This window comes from Streptomyces sp. AM8-1-1, from assembly GCF_032229325.1.
GTDB lineage: Bacteria > Actinomycetota > Actinomycetes > Streptomycetales > Streptomycetaceae > Streptomyces > Streptomyces achmelvichensis.
In genome coordinates this window covers 6,848,358-6,865,735 of record NZ_CP135086.1, presented here as the reverse complement: position 1 = coordinate 6,865,735, position 17,378 = coordinate 6,848,358, and the positions used below count along the sequence as shown (strand labels likewise).

Below are 17,378 nucleotides of genomic sequence, written 5' to 3'. Positions count from 1 at the left end.
CCGCCTCTTTGCTGAGCGGCAGCTGTTCGAACACCGCCGCATCGCGCGGAACGTTACCGTATCGCGATCAGACAACCACTTCGACGGACTCGCCGGGAGCCGCTCCCGACGCCCGTTCGGACTCCAGAGCGTTCTGGAGAATCACCACAGCGGCAGCCTGGTCGATGACAGAGCGGCCCTTTTTGGACTTCACGCCCGAAGCGCGGAGCCCCTGACTGGCCGTCAATGTGGTCATCCTCTCGTCCACAAGTCGCACCGGAAGCGGTGCGATCCCGCGAGCGAGCTCCTGGGCGAAGACCCGGATCTTGGCCGCGGCGGGCCCCTCCCCACCGTTGAGCGAGCGGGGCAGGCCCACGACGACCTCGATCGGTTCGTACTCCTCGACGAGCTGCCGCAGCCGCCGGTGGGCGGCCGGGACGTCCCGTCCCGGCACGGTCTCCACCGGCGTCGCGAGGACCCCGTCGGGGTCGCACGAGGCGACCCCGATACGGGCGTCCCCGACGTCGATCGCGAGACGGCGTCCCCGGCGCATCACGCGGTCTCGGCGACCAGGCGCTCGACGGCGGCCACGGCGTCGCCGACGGCGGCCGGGTTCTGCCCGCCGCCCTGCGCGACGTCCGGCTTGCCGCCGCCTCCGCCGCCCAGCGTCTTGGCGGCGGTGCGCACGAGGTCTCCGGCCTTGAGGCCGCGCTCGCGGGCGGCCTCGTTGGTGGCGATGACCGTGAGCGGCCGGCCGTTCGCGGTGGTGAACAGAGCGACGACGGCGGGACGGTCGCCCTGGATACGGCCCCGGACGTCGAGCACCAGCTTGCGCAGGTCGTCCGCGGAGGTGCCGTCCGGCACCTGACCGGTGACGAGGGCCACGCCGCGTACGTCCCTGGCGCTCTCGACGAGCCCGGCGGCGGCCTGGAGGACCTTCTCCGCGCGGAACTTCTCGATCTCCTTCTCGGCGTCCTTCAGCTTGCCGAGCATGGCGGAGATCTTCTCGGGAAGCTCCTCGGAACGGCCCTTGACCAGCTCCTGGAGCTGGGCGACGACCGTGTGCTCCTTGGCCAGGAAGTTGTACGCGTCGACACCGACGAGGGCTTCAATACGGCGCACGCCGGAGCCGATCGAGGACTCGCCGAGCAGCTTCACCAAGCCCAGCTGCGCGGTGTTGTGCACGTGCGTGCCGCCGCACAGCTCCTTGGAGAAGTCGCCGATGGTCACGACGCGCACGCGCTCGCCGTACTTCTCGCCGAACTCGGCGATGGCACCCTGCCGCTTGGCCTCGTCGATGCTCATGACCTCGGCGTGCACGTCGAGCTCACGGGCGAGCACTTCGTTGATCTTCTGCTCGACGTCCGTGAGCACCGTGCCGGGCACGGCGGCGGGCGAGCCGAAGTCGAAGCGGAAGCGGCCCGGCGAGTTCTCCGAACCGGCCTGGGCGGCCGTCGGCCCGAGGGCGTCGCGCAGCGCCTGGTGCGTGAGGTGGGTGGCACTGTGCGCGCGGGCGATGGCGCGGCGGCGGAGCACGTCGATGGTGGCGTAGGCGGTGTCGCCCACCGTCACCTCGCCGACCTGGACCGAGCCTTTGTGCACGGTGACACCGGGGACCGGCTGCTGCACGTCGCGGATCACGACGACGGCGCCGCTGTGCAGCTTGATACGGCCCTGGTCGGCGAGCTGGCCGCCGCCCTCGGCGTAGAACGGGGTCCGGTCGAGGACGATCTCGACCTCGTCGCCCTCCGAAGCGGCCGGCGAGGGAACGCCGTTGACGAGCAGACCGACGATCGTGGTCTCGCCCTCGGTGTTGGTGTAGCCGGTGAACTCCGTGGCTCCGGAGCCGTCGGCGATCTCGCGGTAGGCGGTGACGTCCGCGTGGCCGGTCTTCTTGGCCTTGGCGTCGGCCTTGGCGCGCTCCCGCTGCTCCTGCATCAGGCGTCGGAAGCCGTCCTCGTCGACCGACAGGCCCTGCTCGGCGGCCATTTCGAGCGTGAGGTCGATCGGGAAGCCCCAGGTGTCGTGGAGCAGGAAGGCCTTGTCGCCGGCGAGGACCGTGGAGCCGGTGGCCTTGGTCTCGGTGACGGCCGTGTCGAGGATGTTGGTGCCGCCCTTGAGGGCCTTGAGGAAGGCGGCCTCTTCGGCGAGGGCGACGGTCTCGATCCGCTTGCGGTCGGTCTCCAGCTCCGGGTACTGCTCGCCCATCGTCTTGATGACCGTGTCGACGAGCTCACCGACGACCGGGCCCGTGGCGCCGAGGAGCCGCATGTTGCGGACGGCGCGGCGCATGATGCGGCGCAGCACGTAGCCGCGGCCCTCGTTGCCGGGGGTGACACCGTCGCCGATCAGCATCACGGACGTACGCATGTGGTCGGCGACCACGCGCAGTGAGACGTCCGAGCCGTGCTCGGCGCCGTAGCGCACACCGGTCAGCTCGGTGGCCTTGTCGATGACGACCTTCAGGGTGTCGGTCTCGTACATGTTCTGTACGCCCTGGAGGATCATGGCGAGACGCTCGAGGCCGAGACCGGTGTCGATGTTCTTCGACGGGAGGTCACCGAGGATCTCGAAGTCCTCCTTGCCGGTGCCCTCGCCGCGCTCGTACTGCATGAAGACCAGGTTCCAGATCTCCACATAGCGCTCGTCGTTGACGGCCGGGCCGCCCTCTTCGCCGAACTCGGGGCCGCGGTCGTAGTTGATCTCGGAGCACGGTCCGCAGGGTCCGGGGACGCCCATCGACCAGAAGTTGGGGCCCATACCCAGGCGCTGGATACGCTCGGCGGGCACGCCCACGACATCGCGCCAGATGCGCTCGGCCTCGTCGTCCTCCTTGTACACGGTGATCCAGAGCTTCTCCGGCTCCAGCCCGTAGCCGCCGTGCGCCACCGGAGTGGTCAGCAGCTCCCAGGCGAGCTTGATGGCGCCTTCCTTGAAGTAGTCGCCGAAGGAGAAGTTGCCGCACATCTGGAAGAAGGTGCCGTGCCGCGTGGTCTTGCCGACCTCTTCGATGTCCGGCGTACGCACGCACTTCTGCACGCTGGAGGCGCGCGGGAACGGCGGCTTGACCTCGCCGAGGAAGTACGGCTTGAAGGGCACCATGCCCGCGGGGACCAGCAGCAGAGTCGGGTCGTCCGCGATGAGCGACGCCGAAGGCACGACGGTGTGCCCGCGCTCCTCGAAGAAGCTCAGCCAGCGGCGGCGGATTTCAGCCGACTCCATCAGTGGTCCTCATTCCGGTTGTGCGATGTGTAGGAGCGCTTGTCGTGCTCGTCGTGCTTGTCGTGCTTGTCGAACGGGCGCCTCGGCGGCTCGACGGCGGCGAGGCGGCGCTGCGCGGGCAGTTCGGGGCCGCCGGGCGGGGCCGCGAGGCCGAGCGCCTCGCCCAGTTCGCTCTCGCGCTGGACCATTCCGGCCCTGACGTCGAGTGCGAAGTCCTTGAGCTTGTGGCCCGCGTCGATCGCCTTGTTGGCCGCCTGGGCGGCGAGGCTCTCGGGGGTCAGCTGCTTCAGCTTGCGATTGACCTTGGTGGTGGCCCAGACGCCGGCTGCGGCGCCGGCGGTGAACCAGAACGTGCGGCGGAACATGGTGCGTCAGCCCCTCTGCTTCTTTCGCCGGGCGGCCGGCACGGTACGGCCGACGATCACTGACCGGCGGGACGGCTCGGGTGCCTCGCCGTCGCCCTTGCGGCTCATCGCCCGGCGCACTCCGTAGCCGAACGCGGCGACCTTGACCAGCGGGCCGCCGAAGGTGGACGCGACGGTCGTGGAGAGCGCGGAGGCGTTGGAGGTGACCTCCTGGACGTCGGTCGCGATGGCGTCGACCCGGTCCAGCTGCGTCTGCGCGGAACGGACCGTCGCTGAGGCGTCGGACAGAAGCGGCACCGCCTGCTCGGTCACGTCCGCCACGAGCCGGGTGGTCGCCTTGAGGGTCTGGGCCAACCTCACCAGCACCACGGCGAGGAAGGAGACCAGGATCGCCCAGAAGACGGCCACCAGGATCCCGGCAACCTCTCCACCGGTCACGCTGCACCGCTCTCTGCTAGTCGCTGAAACACGTCGGAAAACCTCCTCCGACCCTATCGCGCCCAGGCTCGCACCCCGTACCGCATTACCAGGGGGCCGAAGGGAGTTGTGCAAGCAGATTGTACGGAGTGCTTACACGCGGGTACGCTCCGTGTCCTATGCGGCGCACCTCTCGCAACGGCCCTTCGCCCGACGATCACTCCCCGCCGCGGGGCCGTCTCCCGGCGGAACTGACCCCGTTCGTGGGCCGGGCCGGCGAGCAGGACGCACTCGCGCGGCTGATCGACAGTGGCCTCCGGTTGATCACCGTCGCCGGAGCGGGCGGTGTGGGGAAGTCGCGGCTGGCGATCCGTGTCGCGGCCGGGCTGCGGGAGCGGGGCAGCCACCGCGACGGGGTGTGGCTGAGCGAGCTGTCCACGCTGTCCGACCCCGCGCTGGTCGCGCATGCGCTGGTCACCGCCCTCGGCATCACCGACCACACCAGCAGACCGCCCCGCGAGGTCCTCCTCGGCCACCTCGCGGAGCGCCGGCTGCTCCTGGTGCTGGACGGCTTCGAGCAGTTCGTCGACGACGGCGCCGAGCTCGTAGGCGATCTGCTGCGCCACGCCCCCGGCCTTCAGATCCTGGCGGTGAGCCGCCGTTCGCTGCGGCTGGCGGGTGAGGTGGTCTTCCCACTGGCACCACTGACGGAGAGCGACGCGGTGCGGCTCTTCGCGGATCGCGCGGCGGCGGTGCTGCCGCACTTCGCGCTGTCCGGCGAGAACACGGGCGCGGTACGCGACCTGTGCCGCCGTCTCGACGGGATCCCCCTCGCGCTGGAACTGGCGGCGGGCCGGCTCGCCGCACTCTCCCTCGACCAGCTGCTCCAGCGGCTGGACGACCGATTCCTGCTGCTGACCGGTGGCAGCCGGGGTGCCCTGCCACGCCATCAGACGCTGCGTACGGCGATCGGCTGGAGCCATGAGCTGTGCACTCCCGAGGAACGGCTGCTGTGGGCGCGGCTGTCGGTGTTCGCCGGGCAGTTCGAACTGGAGGCCGTGGAGTACGTGTGCAGCGGCCCCGATCTCCCCGCCGAACAAGTGCTGGACGTGCTCTCCGGGCTGCTCGCGCAGTCCGTGGTCTTCCGCGAGGAGACGCCCGCGGGCGTGCGCTACCGCATGCTCGACACCGTCCGCGCGTACGGCGCCGAGTGGCTGGAAGCCCTCGGCGACTCCCTGCGGATGCGCAAGCGGCACCGGGACTGGTACGTCGGACTGGCCACCTGGTGCGAGCTGGAGTGGTTCAGTCCGCGGCAGCCGGAGGTGGCGGACTGCACCGACAGCGCGCTGCCCAATCTGCGGGCCGCGCTGGAGCTGTGCCTGGAGTCCGCGGAGGACACACATCTGGGTCACCATCTGGCGGGCACGCTGTGGTTCTACTGGGCCGGCTGCGGCCGGCTCGCGGAGGGCAGGCACTGGCTGGACCGGGCGCTCGCGCAGTCCGGGGACCACGAGGAGGCGCGGCTCAAGGCTCTGTGGGTGCTCGGCTATGTGGCGGTCCTCCAGGGCGACAGTGCGGCGGCCGCCGGCGCGCTGCACGAGTGCCGCGAGGAGGCGGGCCGCACGGGCAACCCGGTGGCGGCGGCGTACGCCGTCCACCGCATGGGGTGCCTGGCCCTGCTGTCCGACGACATGCCGCGCGCCGAGGAGCTGATCCGCTCGGCCCTCGTGGCCTACCGGGACCTCGGCGAACTCAACAGCAATGTGCTGATGGGGCAGGTCGAGCTGGCCATGGCGCTCGTCTTCCAGAACCGTCTGGAGGAGGCGGTCGGCCTCTGCGAAGAGGTGCGGGAGATCTGCGAGGAGCGCGGCGAGCTGTGGACCCGCGCCTATGCGCTCTACGTCCTGGCCTATGCCGCGTGGACGGGCGGCGACCACTCCCGGGCGCGAGCCCTGCTCCAGGACGCCGTCGTCATCGACCACCGGTTCAACGATCTGGTGGGCCTGGTGCTGGCGATCGAACTGCTGGCGCTGGTCACGGCCGGCGAGGGGGACCCGGCGGAGGCGGCGGTGCTCCAGGGCGCCGCGTCCCCGGTGTGGGGCGCGGTCGGGATGCCGCTCTTCGGCTCCGGCCACTTCAGCGGGCCGCGGGCGCTGTGCGAGCAGCAGGCGGGCGCTGTGCTGGGGGCCGAGCGGTACGCCTCATGTGCACGGGTGGGCCGTGAGCTGTCGCTGGACGCGGCGGTGCGGCGGGCCCTCGCCACACCGAAACGCCCGCCGGCGGCCATACCGGGCAGGCCGCGTCCGGTCCGTACAGCGACGCCCGTGGAAACGCGAGAGCCCGCCGGCTCCCCCGCCGGAAAGGGCGGGGAAGCGGCGGGCTGAAGCGTGGTGAGTCACTCTCCCGGCTGTCGCCGGGAGGGCCCCTGAATCAGCGGGCGTAGTACTCGACGACCAGCTGCTCGTCGCAGATGACCGGAACTTCCTTGCGCTGCGGGTCACGGTCCAGGCGGAACGCCAGGGCCTTCAGGTTGACCTGCAGGTAGCGCGGGGTCTCACCGTCGGCGGCGAAGCCACCCTCACGAGCGACCTGGAACAGGCTCTTCTCGCGGGAGCGCTCGCGGACCATCACGACGTCGTCGGGACGGACGCGGAAGGACGGCTTGTCGACCTTGCCACCGTTGACCTCGATGTGGCCGTGGACGACCATCTGGCGGGCCTGGTAGATGGTCCGGGCGATGCCCGAACGCAGCACGAGGGCGTCGAGACGACGCTCGAGCTCGATGACCAGCGCCTCGCCGGTCTTGCCCTCGGCCTTGCGCGCGCGGTCGTAGGCGCGGGCCATCTGGCGCTCGCTGATGTCGTACTGGGCGCGCAGACGCTGCTTCTCGAGCAGACGGACCTTGTAGTCCGAGTTCTGCTTGCGCCCACGGCCGTGCTCGCCCGGCGGGTAGGGGCGGGCTTCGAAGTACTTGACAGCCTTCGGCGTCAGCGCGATACCGAGCGCGCGAGACTTCTTGACCTTGGGACGCGACTGGTTAGGCACGTTCTCCAGACCTCCGTTGTAGGTTAGGTTAGGCTCACCTTACTCAAGGAGATCGCATGTCTCGCCCTGGGAACACCAAGCGCATCACGGACAGCACAAAAGAAGCCGACGCTGCTCAGAGCGTCGAGGCGACGGAGGTCCGATCAGCTCATGGTCAGCCGCGTCCCAGCGGGCTTGAAATCACTCGGATGCCGTCAGCAGCCGAGCGCACACGAACTCTCGTACAGAGTACATGCTCCGCGGTACTGCTCATTCCCGGTGTGGATGTCACCCGGCCGGAGCAGCTGACCCCGCAGGCACGCGTGGTGGGCACCGACGGTGAGGTCTTCCTGCTCTTTCCCGCGGACTCCCCGGCCGTACGGGCCGCGACCCACGCCCAGGACGACGAGCTGTCCGCCGTGCTGGAGATCACGGATGTCGCCCCGGTCTCGGTCCCCCATCGTATCCGCGGGCGCGCATGGGTCACCGGCTGGCTGACCTGCGTCCCCGGCCTCGCCGAACCCGGCGCCATGATGCTGCGGCTGGAGGTCGGCGAGCTGCGCGTGGACGATCTGTGGGGTGTGTCGAGCGTGGAGCCGGAGGACTTCGCCCGGGCCGGCGTGGACCCGCTGGTGTCGTACGAGACGGAGCTGCTCCAGCATCTGCACTCCGTCCACGGCGAGCAGGTGCAGGGTCTGTGCGGACTGCTCGGCGACCGGGCCGAGGGGACGGACTCGGGCGGCCAGCAGGCGGTGCCCCTGGCGCTGGACCGCTTCGGGCTGCGGGTGCGGTTCGTCGGCGAGCGCTGCTTCGACGCGCGGTTCGACTTCCCCGAGCCCGTCCGCGACGTCACCGAACTGCGCCGGGCGATGCACACGCTCTTCGAGGCCGCCGCGCCCTGACGGCACGACGCGCAGCAGGCGGTCAGTCGCCGGCGGTGCCACCGCGCAGCCGCTCACGCACCTTCTCCACGACGTCCGCGTACCGCGCCTCGGCGCCGTAACGCGTGGGCTCGTAGTACCGCTTGCCGTGCACCGCGTCCGGGGCGTACTGCTGGGCCGCGATCCCGCCGGGCACATCGTGCGGATAGACATACCCCTGGGCGTGGCCGAGCTTGGCCGCGCCCTTGTAGTGACCGTCCCGCAGATGCGGAGGGACCGGACCGGCGAGACCGGCCCGGACATCGGCGAGCGCGGCACCGATCGCCGTCGTGGCGGTGTTCGACTTCGGGGCCAGCGCCAGCGCGATCGTGACATGGCTGAGGGTGAGCGCGGCCTCCGGGAAGCCGATCATGGCCACGGCCTGCGCCGCGGCGACCGCGGTCGGCAGGGCCGCCGGGTCCGCCAGGCCGATGTCCTCACTCGCCGAGATCATCAACCGCCGCGCGATGAAGCGCGGGTCCTCCCCCGCCTCGATCATCCGCGCCAGATAGTGCAGGGCCGCGTCGACGTCGGAGCCGCGGATGGACTTGATGAGCGCGCTGGCCACGTCGTAGTGCTGGTCGCCGTCCCGGTCGTACTTCACCGCCGCCCGGTCGACCGTCTCCTCCACCGTCTCGAGCGAGATCTCCTTCTCACCCTTGTCGAGGGTGGCGCCCGCGGCGGCCTCCAGAGCGGTCAGGGCCCGCCGGGCGTCGCCGCCCGCGATACGGAGCAGATGTGCCTCGGAGTCGGCGGGCAGGGTGACGGCCCCGCCGAGGCCGCGCTCCTCGGTGAGCGCCCGGCGCAGCAGTCCCGTGAGGTCCTCGTCGGTCAGCGACTCCAGCGTCAGCAGCAGCGAGCGGGAGAGCAGGGGGGAGATCACCGAGAAGTAGGGGTTCTCGGTGGTGGCGGCGATCAGCGTCACCCAGCGGTTCTCGACGGCCGGCAGAAGGGAGTCCTGCTGGGCCTTGGAGAAGCGGTGGATCTCGTCGAGGAAGAGGACCGTCTCCTTGCCGAAGCCGCCGGCCGCGCGGCGGGCTCCGTCGATGACGGCCCGGACCTCCTTGACGCCCGCGGTGATCGCCGACAGCTCGACGAAGCGCTTGTTGGTCGCCTTGGAGACGACATAGGCGAGGGTCGTCTTCCCGGTGCCGGGCGGGCCCCAGAGGATGACGGACGCGGGTCCCGCGGGACCTCCGCCGCCCTCGCCGACGAGGCGGCGCAGCGGCGATCCGGGCTTGAGCAGATGCTGCTGGCCGACGACTTCGTCGAGAACGCGCGGACGCATCCGGACGGCCAGCGGACTGCTGGACGGATCCTTCTCCTGGCGTTCTTCGGCAGCTGCGGTAAAGAGGTCGGGCTCCACGCTGTGAAGCCTATGTCAGCGCACTGACAACGCTTCTCGGCTCCCCCGCTCCGCTCAGCTGGTCCAGAAGTCCCACCAGCGGGTGAGGATCAGCATGCCGATGATCCCGATCCACAGCACCGGCGGCATCCAGTGGAACTCCAGCAGACCGCTGCGCAGCCCCTCGGGAGCCCTGATCACCCGGTGCTTGATGTTGTGCGCGGTGACGTAGCAGAACATCACGATCGTCGCCGCCCACGCCAACGAGCACCACAGACACAGGGCGTTGATGTTGTACAGCGACTGATACTGCAGCCACGTACAGAACCCCACCCCGAACAGACAGCCCGCGTTCAGCCCCAGCCAGAACCACCGCCGGTACCGCGCACCCGCCAGCAGCCCCGCGCCGATCGCGATCACCATGCCGTACGTGACCAGACCCAGCATCGGATTCGGGAACCCGAACGCCGCCGCCTGCTCGCTCTTCATGATGTTCCCGCAGGACACCACCGGGTTCAGACTGCACCCCGGCGTGAACGACGGGTCCTCCAGCAGCTTGAACTTGTCGATCGTGATGACCCACGAAGCCAGCAGACCCGCCGCACCCGTGATCACCAGAAGCCAGGCGAACGCCCGGCCGGCACCGATCGTGCGCGTGGAGCCGTCCGCTCGCTCGTCTGAGGACACGTCGTCCACCGCCGCAGTCGTCATATCGCCGTTCCGTCGCTTCGTAGCCTGCTCGGGCACGGTCATTCTGCCGCACCTGCGCCGGTGTCCGCCGTTCGCCGGACATAAGCACCGGCACTCCGGCGACGCCGCGGGCCGGTGCTCCGCGGGGCCGCCGGGCGCTCCGGCCTCGGGCAACGGGAGGTGACGTGGCGGTCTCCGGCGTCGGCACGACGACCGGAAACCGCCGCCGACCCGTCCGAATCGGCCTCGCACGGCAGGAGGAGAAAACTCCCGCCGGGTTGACGCCGGGCTAGGAGGCCAGGCGCCTGCGCAGTTCCTCGACGACGAGGCCCAGCGCCACAGCGCTCTGCTCGCCGGACTCCATGTTCTTGATCTGGACCACGCCCTCCGCGAGATCGCGCTCTCCCGCGACGATCGCGTACCGGGCGCCCGAGCGGTTCGCGCTCTTCATCGCGCCCTTCAGGCCCCGCCCGCCGAACGCGAAGTCCGTGGCGATGCCCTCCCTGCGCAGCTCGGTGACGACGCCGAAGAGCACACGCCGTGCCTCCTCGCCCAGCGGGACGGCGAACACGCTGGTGCTGGCGGGGAGTTCGAGCTCGATGCCCTCCGCCTCCAGGGCCAGGACCGTACGGTCCACGCCCAGCGCCCAGCCCACGGACGGCAGTTCCGGGCCCCCGATCATCTCGGAGAGACCGTCGTAGCGGCCGCCGCCGCCGACCGCGGACTGCGAGCCGAGTCCGTCGTGCACGAACTCGAAGGTGGTGCGCGTGTAGTAGTCCAGGCCGCGGACCAGCTTCTCGTCGTCCTCGAAGGCCACACCGGCCGCCGTCAGCAGCTCGCGGACCTCCTCGTGGTACGCCTTGCACGCGTCGCACAGGTAGTCGCGCAGCATCGGCGCGCCCACGAGCTGCTTCTGGACGTCGGAACGCTTGTCGTCGAGCACCCGCAGCGGGTTGATCTCGATCCGGCGCCGGGTGTCCTCGTCCAGGTCGAGCTCGCGCAGGAAGCCCTGGAGGGCGTCGCGGTAGACCGGACGGCACTCCTTGTCGCCGAGCGAGTTGAGCAGGATGCGGAACTCGCGCAGGCCGAGCGTGCGGTACGCCTGATCGGCCAGGATGATCAGCTCGGCGTCCAGCGCCGGGTCCTCGGCGCCGATCGCCTCGGCACCGACCTGCGAGAAGTGGCGGTAGCGCCCAGCCTGCGGCCGCTCGTAGCGGTAGTACGAGCCGGAGTACCAGAGCTTGACGGGGAGGTTGCCGGCCTTGTGGAGGTTGGCCTCCAGGGCCGCGCGCAGCACGGAGGCGGTGCCCTCGGGGCGCAGGGCGAGCTTGGTGCCGCCCTTGGTCTCGAAGGCGTACATCTCCTTGCTCACGATGTCGGTGGATTCACCGACGCCGCGCGCGAACAGCTCGACGTTCTCAAAGCCGGGTGTCTCGATGTAGCCGTAGCCGGAATTCTTCAGCGGTGCGGAGATCGCCTCGCGGACCGCCAGGAACTTCGCGGACCGGGGCGGGATCAGGTCGTACGTGCCCTTCGGGGCCTGAAAAGTGCTCACGGAGCTTCTCTCGTCACATTCCTCGTCGGGGAGCCGCCTGGCTCCCGAGGCCGCCGGCCACGTCCCGCAGATAGGGATTGGTGGCGCGCTCACGGCCGATGGTCGTCTGGGGGCCGTGTCCGGAAAGGACCACGGTCGAGTCGTCGAGCGGCAGGCACACACGCGCCAGCGACGCGAGCATCTCGTCCATGTCACCTCCCGGCAGGTCCGTGCGTCCGATGGAGCCGGCGAACAGCAGGTCTCCCGAGAAGAACACGGACGGGACGTCCGCGGCCTCGGGCATGCCGAAGGTCACCGACCCCTTCGTATGGCCGGGCGCGTGCGCGACCGAGAAGTCGAGTCCGGCGAGGCGCAGCTTCGCGCCGTCGGTCAGTTCCCTGACGTCGTCCGGCTCTCCCACGGTCAGCTCGCCCATGAGCGGCATCCCGATCGACCTGCCGAGCGCCTTCTCCGGGTCGCTCATCATGTACCGGTCGGAGGGGTGGATCCACGCGGGCACGTCGTGCGCGCCGCACACCGGGACGACCGAGGCGACATGGTCGATGTGGCCGTGGGTGAGGATGACGGCGACGGGCTTGAGCCGGTGCTTCGCGACCGCCTCGGCGACACCTTCGGCGGCCTGGTGGCCCGGATCGATGATCACGCACTCCTCGCCGGCGGCGGGGGCGACCAGGTAACAGTTGGTCCCCCAGGCCCCGGCGGGGAACCCGGCAATAAGCACGATCGTCCTCAGTGTGGTCGTGGAGAGAGTTCTCGCTGCCTCGAAATGCAGCAGATCAGAGCCTACCGGCGCTGCTCCTCCCACAGCCAACCCGTATACGGTACGGGCACACTCGGCCGGTCGGCATCAGACGTACGACTACAAGGAGAAGACCCGGTGGTCAGCAGCGATCAGCGGCGGCGGCAGCTCGCCAGGGAGAAGTTCGAGCGCCAGCAGCAGCGTCGGGCACAGTCACGCAAGAGGAAGCAGCGGAACACGATCATCGCGGCCACACTGGCCGTGGTGCTCGCCGCGGGCGCGGCCGCCTACGCCTCGGTGGGCCTGTCCGACGGCGACACCAAGGCCGACGGGCAGACCGCGGGCGACGAGAGCACCACGTCGCCCAGCGCCTCCCCCACTCCCTCCGAGGCCAAGAGCCCCGAACCCGCCCTGTCGATCGACAAGACGGCGAAGTACTCGATGGACCTGACGACGAACCAGGGCGACATCAAGATCGCGATGGACGCGGCGAAGACCCCGCGCACCGTGAACTCGTTCAAGGCGCTCGCGGACAAGGGCTTCTTCAACGGCACGAAGTGCCACCGGCTGACCACACAGGGCATCTTCGTGCTCCAGTGCGGCGACCCGAAGGGCGACGGCACCGGCGGGCCCGGGTACACGATCCCCGACGAGAACCTGACCGCGCTCGGCAAGGCGGCCGCCGACGGTTCGGTGACCTACCCGCCCGGCACGGTGGCGATGGCCAACACCGGTCAGCCGAACTCCGGCGGCAGCCAGTTCTTCCTCGTCTACAAGGCGACCAAACTGCCGCCGACGTACACACCGTTCGGAAAGATGGACGCCGCCGGCCTCAAGGCCGTCGAGAAGGTGGCCAAGGCCGGAGTCACCGGCGGCGCCGGCGACGGTGCCCCGAAAACGGCCGTCACCATTGAGAAGGCTGCCGTCCCCAAGGCGTGAGCGGGGAATTTCAGCCGCGCTGAGTGCGGACAGCCGGGCGGCCGGTCGCCTAGATTGGCGTTGTGCAGCGCGGCCGGCTTCGCGCTGCGGAAGGCGGGCGATGCCCGCCCTGGAAACTGTGGACGATGCCCGGGGGGCGAACCCCCTCGCGGGCATCAGGTGGAGGAGGCGCTGTGAGCAGCGACCCGTGGGGCCGTGTCGACGAGACGGGCACCGTGTACGTGCGTACAGCCGACGGCGAGAAGGTCGTCGGATCGTGGCAGGCCGGGACTCCCGAAGAGGCTCTGGCCTATTTCGAGCGCAAGTACGAGGGCTTGGTGGTCGAGATCGGCCTCCTCGAGCGTCGGGTGAAGACCACCGATCTCTCGGCCAAGGATGCCCAGCAGGCCATCGACCATCTGCGCCAGCAGGTGGACGAGCATCACGCCGTCGGCGATCTCGAGGCGCTGGCCAAGCGTCTCGACGCGCTGGTGGAGTCGGTCGAGAAGCGCCGCGAGGAGCGCAAGGTCCAGCGCGCCAAGCAGAGCGACGAGGCACGGCACGCCAAGGAAGCCCTGGTCAACGAGGCCGAGGAGCTGGCGCAGAGCGAGCAGTGGCGGGCGGCCGGTGAGCGGCTGCGCGCGCTGGTGGACACCTGGAAGGGCCTGCCGCGGCTCGACCGGAAGTCCGACGACGAGCTGTGGCACCGCTTCTCGCACGCCCGGTCGGCGTTCTCCAAGCGCCGCAAGGCGCACTTCGCCTCGCTGGACGCGCAGCGCGAGGAGGCCCGCAAGACCAAGGAGAGGCTGGTCGCCGAGGCCGAGTCGCTGTCCGGCTCCACGGACTGGGGCGTCACGGCCGCCCGCTACCGCGAGCTGATGGCGGAGTGGAAGGCCGCGGGCCGTGCCCAGCGCGAGGCCGAGGACGACCTGTGGAACCGCTTCCGCGGCGCCCAGGACGTCTTCTTCGCGGCCCGCAGCGGGGTCTTCGCCGAGCGGGACGCCGAGCAGGCGGAGAACCTCAAGCTCAAGGAGGAGCTCGCCGCCGAGGCGGAGAAGCTCGTCCCGGTGACGGACCTGAAGGCGGCGCGTGCCACCTTCCGCTCCATCAACGAGCGCTGGGAGGCCGTCGGCCATGTACCGCGGGACGCCCGTCCCAAGGTCGAGGGCCGGATGCACGCCGTCGAGCGGGCCCTGCAGGAGTCCGAGGAGACCGAGTGGCGCCGGACCAACCCGGAGGCGCGTGCGCGTGCCGCGGGTCTGACCGGACAGCTCCAGGCGGCCGTGGACAAGCTGCGCGGCCAGATCGACACGGCGCGCGCCGCGGGCAACAACGCCAAGGCGGACAAGCTGGCGAAGGAGCTCGAGGGCCGGCAGGCGCTGCTGGACCAGGCGCTGAAGGGCCTGGAGGAGTTCGGCGGCTGACAGCTGCCACATCGAAAGGGCCTCCCGTACGCGGTGTACGGGAGGCCCTTTCGTGTGTCCTGTCCCCTGCGGGCAGGGGATCCGGTCAGGGGCGGCGGGCCGACGTCACCCGGTACACGTCGTAGACGCCCTCCACCCCGCGGACCGCCTTCAGCACGTGCCCGAGGTGCTTCGGGTCGCCCATCTCGAAGGTGAAGCGTGAGGTGGCCACCCGGTCACGGGAGGTCTGGACGGCGGCGGAGAGGATGTTGACGTGCTGGTCGGACAGCACCCGGGTGACGTCCGACAGCAGCCGGGACCGGTCCAGCGCCTCGACCTGGATGGCGACCAGGAAGACCGAGGACTGGGTGGGCGCCCACTCGACCTCGAGGATGCGCTCCGGCTCCTGGGACAGCGAGTCGACGTTGACGCAGTCCGCGCGGTGAACCGATACGCCGCTGCCGCGGGTGACGAAGCCGATGATCGGGTCGCCCGGCACGGGCGTACAGCACCGGGCGAGCTTGACCCACACGTCCTCGACGCCCTTGACGACCACGCCGGGGTCGGCGCTGGAGCGGCGCTTGGAGCGGCCGTGCGAGGGCGGGGTGCTCTCGGCGAGGTCCTCGTTCGCGGCCTCCTCGCCGCCGAGGGCCTGCACCAGCTTCTGCACGACGCCCTGCGCGGCGACATGGCCCTCGCCGATCGCCGCGTACAGCGACGAGATGTCGGGGTAGCGCATCTCGTGCGCGAGCGTGACGAGCGAGTCGCCGGTGAGGATGCGCTGGATCGGCAGGTTCTGCTTGCGCATGGCCCGCGCGATGGCGTCCTTGCCGTGCTCGATGGCCTCGTCGCGACGCTCCTTGGAGAACCACGCGCGGATCTTGTTGCGGGCCCGCGGTGACTTGACGAAGCCGAGCCAGTCGCGCGAGGGGCCCGCGCCTTCGGCCTTGGAGGTGAAGACCTCGACCAGATCGCCGTTGTCCAGAGTGGATTCGAGCGGTACGAGCCGCCCGTTGACCCGCGCGCCTATGGTGCGGTGGCCCACTTCCGTGTGCACGGCGTAGGCGAAGTCGACGGGTGTGGCGCCGGCCGGCAGCGCTATGACGTCGCCCTTCGGCGTGAAGACGAAGACCTCGTTGCGCGAGAGGTCGAAGCGCAGCGACTCCAGGAACTCCGAGGGGTCCTCGGTCTCCTTCTGCCAGTCCAGCAGCTGGCGCAGCCACGCCATGTCGTTGACGGCGTCGTCCTTGCCGGCCTTCTTCGGCACGTCGGTGCGCACCTTGGAGGCCCCGGCGGACGGCTCCTGCTTGTACTTCCAGTGCGCGGCGATGCCGTACTCGGCACGGCGGTGCATGTCGAACGTACGGATCTGGAGCTCGACGGGCTTGCCGTTGGGACCGATCACCGTGGTGTGCAGCGACTGGTACATGTTGAACTTCGGCATCGCGATGTAGTCCTTGAACCGGCCGGGGACCGGGTTCCATCGCGCATGGACGGTGCCGAGCGCCGCATAGCAGTCGCGGACGGTGTCGACGAGGACGCGGATGCCGACCAGGTCGTAGATCTCCGCGAAGTCCCGGCCGCGGACGATCATCTTCTGGTAGACGCTGTAGTAGTGCTTGGGCCGGCCGGTGACGGTGGCCTTGATGCGGGCGGCGCGCAGGTCGGACTGGACCTCGTCGGTCACTATGGCGAGGTACTCGTCGCGCTTGGGGGCGCGCTCGGCCACCAGCCGCACGATCTCGTCGTACATCTTGGGGTAGAGGATCGCGAAGGCGAGGTCCTCCAGCTCCCACTTGATGGTGTTCATGCCCAGCCGGTGGGCCAGGGGCGCATAGATCTCGAGGGTCTCGCGGGCCTTCTTCTCCTGCTTCTCCCGCTTGAGATAGCGCATCGTGCGCATGTTGTGCAGCCGGTCGGCCAGCTTGATGACCAGGACGCGCGGGTCCTTGGCCATGGCGACGACCATCTTGCGCACGGTCTCCGCCTGCGCGGCCTCGCCGAACTTGACCTTGTCCAGCTTGGTGACGCCGTCGACGAGGAGGGCGACCTGGTCGCCGAAGTCCCGGCGCAGGGTGTCCAGGCCGTACTCGGTGTCCTCGACGGTGTCGTGCAGCAGCCCGGCCATCAGGGTCGCCGGGTCCATGCCGAGCTCGGCGAGGATGGTGGTCACGGCGAGCGGATGCGTGATGTACGGGTCGCCGCTCTTGCGCTTCTGGCCCCGGTGCCAGCGCTCGGCGACCTGGTAGGCGCGCTCGATCTGGCGCAGCGTGGCGGTCTCGATCTTGGGGTCGTTGCTGCGCACGATCCGCAGCAGCGGCTCCAGAACGGGGTTGTACGGCGACGAGCGCTGCACACCGAGCCGGGCGAGACGCGCGCGTACCCGGTTCGAGGAGCCGGCGCTGCGCGGCACGGCGGCGGGTGTGGGCCTCGGGGCCGGGGCCGGGGTGGGAGCCGGGGGCTTGGGGGCGGGCGCGGGGGCCGCGCCGTTCGCACTCGCCGGGGTCTCACCGGTGGCGGCGCCCTTGGCCGGCGCAGGCCGGCGGACGTCGACCGGAGCGACACCCGTCCCGCTCCCCTCGGGCGCAGCAGGCTTCGCCTTCTTGTCGGCCGGCTGGGTCTCGGGCGTGACAGGGGCTGCCGCGGCCTGGTCGGCCTTCTGGTCGGGCTGCGCGGCGGCGGGCTGGGCCTCGTCTGGCAAGAGCGCTCCTCGTGCGGTTCCGGGTCCCCCGGTCAGGTCCGGAGAAGCCATGGTATCGACCTCGCTGTCCCGGTGCTCACGAGGCCGTGACAGACCGGTG

At 70.2% G+C, this 17,378-nt stretch carries 14 protein-coding genes; 4 read left to right on the top strand and 10 right to left on the bottom strand.

The annotated features are described in order from the left end of the window. Positions 1–67 precede the first annotated feature (67 nt). The 4 genes from ruvX to RPQ07_RS30680 are packed head-to-tail and all read right to left on the bottom strand — an operon-like array spanning position 68 to position 4,004. On the bottom strand, positions 68–532 hold the full coding sequence (gene ruvX / locus RPQ07_RS30695) for a Holliday junction resolvase RuvX (protein WP_313949084.1): 465 nt from the start codon (positions 530–532) through the stop codon (positions 68–70). Then, positions 532–3,201, bottom strand: a complete 2,670-nt coding sequence (gene alaS / locus RPQ07_RS30690) for an alanine--tRNA ligase (RefSeq protein WP_313947467.1) — start codon at positions 3,199–3,201, stop codon at positions 532–534. The genes ruvX and alaS overlap by 1 nt, the downstream gene beginning before the upstream one ends. Then, positions 3,201–3,566 (bottom strand): DUF6167 family protein, encoded by a 366-nt coding sequence (locus RPQ07_RS30685; RefSeq protein ID WP_313947466.1) that lies wholly within the window; start codon positions 3,564–3,566, stop codon positions 3,201–3,203. Before RPQ07_RS30685 ends, alaS begins: the two co-directional genes overlap by 1 nt. Before the next feature lie 6 nt (positions 3,567–3,572). Further along, positions 3,573–4,004, bottom strand: coding sequence for a DUF948 domain-containing protein (locus RPQ07_RS30680; protein ID WP_313947465.1), 432 nt, complete (start codon positions 4,002–4,004; stop codon positions 3,573–3,575). A 158-nt stretch (positions 4,005–4,162) separates the two neighbouring features. Between RPQ07_RS30680 and RPQ07_RS30675 the strand changes: the two genes are divergently transcribed. Further along, positions 4,163–6,367 carry an ATP-binding protein gene (locus RPQ07_RS30675; RefSeq protein ID WP_313947464.1) on the top strand — a complete coding sequence of 735 codons (2,205 nt, stop codon included), beginning with the start codon at positions 4,163–4,165 and terminating at the stop codon, positions 6,365–6,367. Between the two features lie 46 nt (positions 6,368–6,413). On the opposite strand, the gene rpsD is transcribed toward RPQ07_RS30675, so the two are convergent. Next, positions 6,414–7,028, bottom strand: coding sequence for a 30S ribosomal protein S4 (gene rpsD / locus RPQ07_RS30670; protein WP_313947463.1), 615 nt, complete (start codon positions 7,026–7,028; stop codon positions 6,414–6,416). A 188-nt stretch (positions 7,029–7,216) separates the two neighbouring features. Here rpsD and RPQ07_RS30665 point away from each other — a divergent pair, with 188 nt between their 5' ends. Next, a complete protein-coding gene (locus tag RPQ07_RS30665) occupies positions 7,217–7,909 on the top strand; it encodes a DUF2470 domain-containing protein (RefSeq protein ID WP_313947462.1) in 693 nt (230 codons plus the stop codon). 22 nt (positions 7,910–7,931) lie between these two features. On the opposite strand, the gene RPQ07_RS30660 is transcribed toward RPQ07_RS30665, so the two are convergent. From RPQ07_RS30660 to RPQ07_RS30645, 4 genes are all read right to left on the bottom strand, one after another. Further along, on the bottom strand, positions 7,932–9,293 hold the full coding sequence (locus tag RPQ07_RS30660) for a replication-associated recombination protein A (protein ID WP_313947461.1): 1,362 nt from the start codon (positions 9,291–9,293) through the stop codon (positions 7,932–7,934). A gap of 54 nt (positions 9,294–9,347) precedes the next feature. Then, positions 9,348–9,983 carry a vitamin K epoxide reductase family protein gene (locus RPQ07_RS30655; RefSeq protein ID WP_313947460.1) on the bottom strand — a complete coding sequence of 212 codons (636 nt, stop codon included), beginning with the start codon at positions 9,981–9,983 and terminating at the stop codon, positions 9,348–9,350. Positions 9,984–10,251: 268 nt separating this feature from the next. Beyond that, positions 10,252–11,517: a histidine--tRNA ligase gene (gene hisS, locus RPQ07_RS30650; protein ID WP_313947459.1), complete on the bottom strand. Its 1,266-nt coding sequence runs from the start codon at positions 11,515–11,517 to the stop codon at positions 10,252–10,254. Between the two features lie 13 nt (positions 11,518–11,530). Continuing rightward, positions 11,531–12,238 (bottom strand): MBL fold metallo-hydrolase, encoded by a 708-nt coding sequence (locus RPQ07_RS30645; RefSeq protein ID WP_313947458.1) that lies wholly within the window; start codon positions 12,236–12,238, stop codon positions 11,531–11,533. 156 nt (positions 12,239–12,394) lie between these two features. Here RPQ07_RS30645 and RPQ07_RS30640 point away from each other — a divergent pair, with 156 nt between their 5' ends. Beyond that, complete coding sequence (locus tag RPQ07_RS30640; protein ID WP_313947457.1) at positions 12,395–13,195, top strand: peptidylprolyl isomerase; 801 nt, start codon at positions 12,395–12,397, stop codon at positions 13,193–13,195. Positions 13,196–13,368: 173 nt separating this feature from the next. After that, positions 13,369–14,598 (top strand): DUF349 domain-containing protein, encoded by a 1,230-nt coding sequence (locus RPQ07_RS30635; protein ID WP_313947456.1) that lies wholly within the window; start codon positions 13,369–13,371, stop codon positions 14,596–14,598. 85 nt (positions 14,599–14,683) lie between these two features. Here the strand turns inward: RPQ07_RS30635 and RPQ07_RS30630 are convergent, their stop codons facing one another. Then, positions 14,684–17,278 (bottom strand): bifunctional (p)ppGpp synthetase/guanosine-3',5'-bis(diphosphate) 3'-pyrophosphohydrolase, encoded by a 2,595-nt coding sequence (locus RPQ07_RS30630; RefSeq protein WP_313947455.1) that lies wholly within the window; start codon positions 17,276–17,278, stop codon positions 14,684–14,686. Positions 17,279–17,378 lie beyond the last annotated feature (100 nt).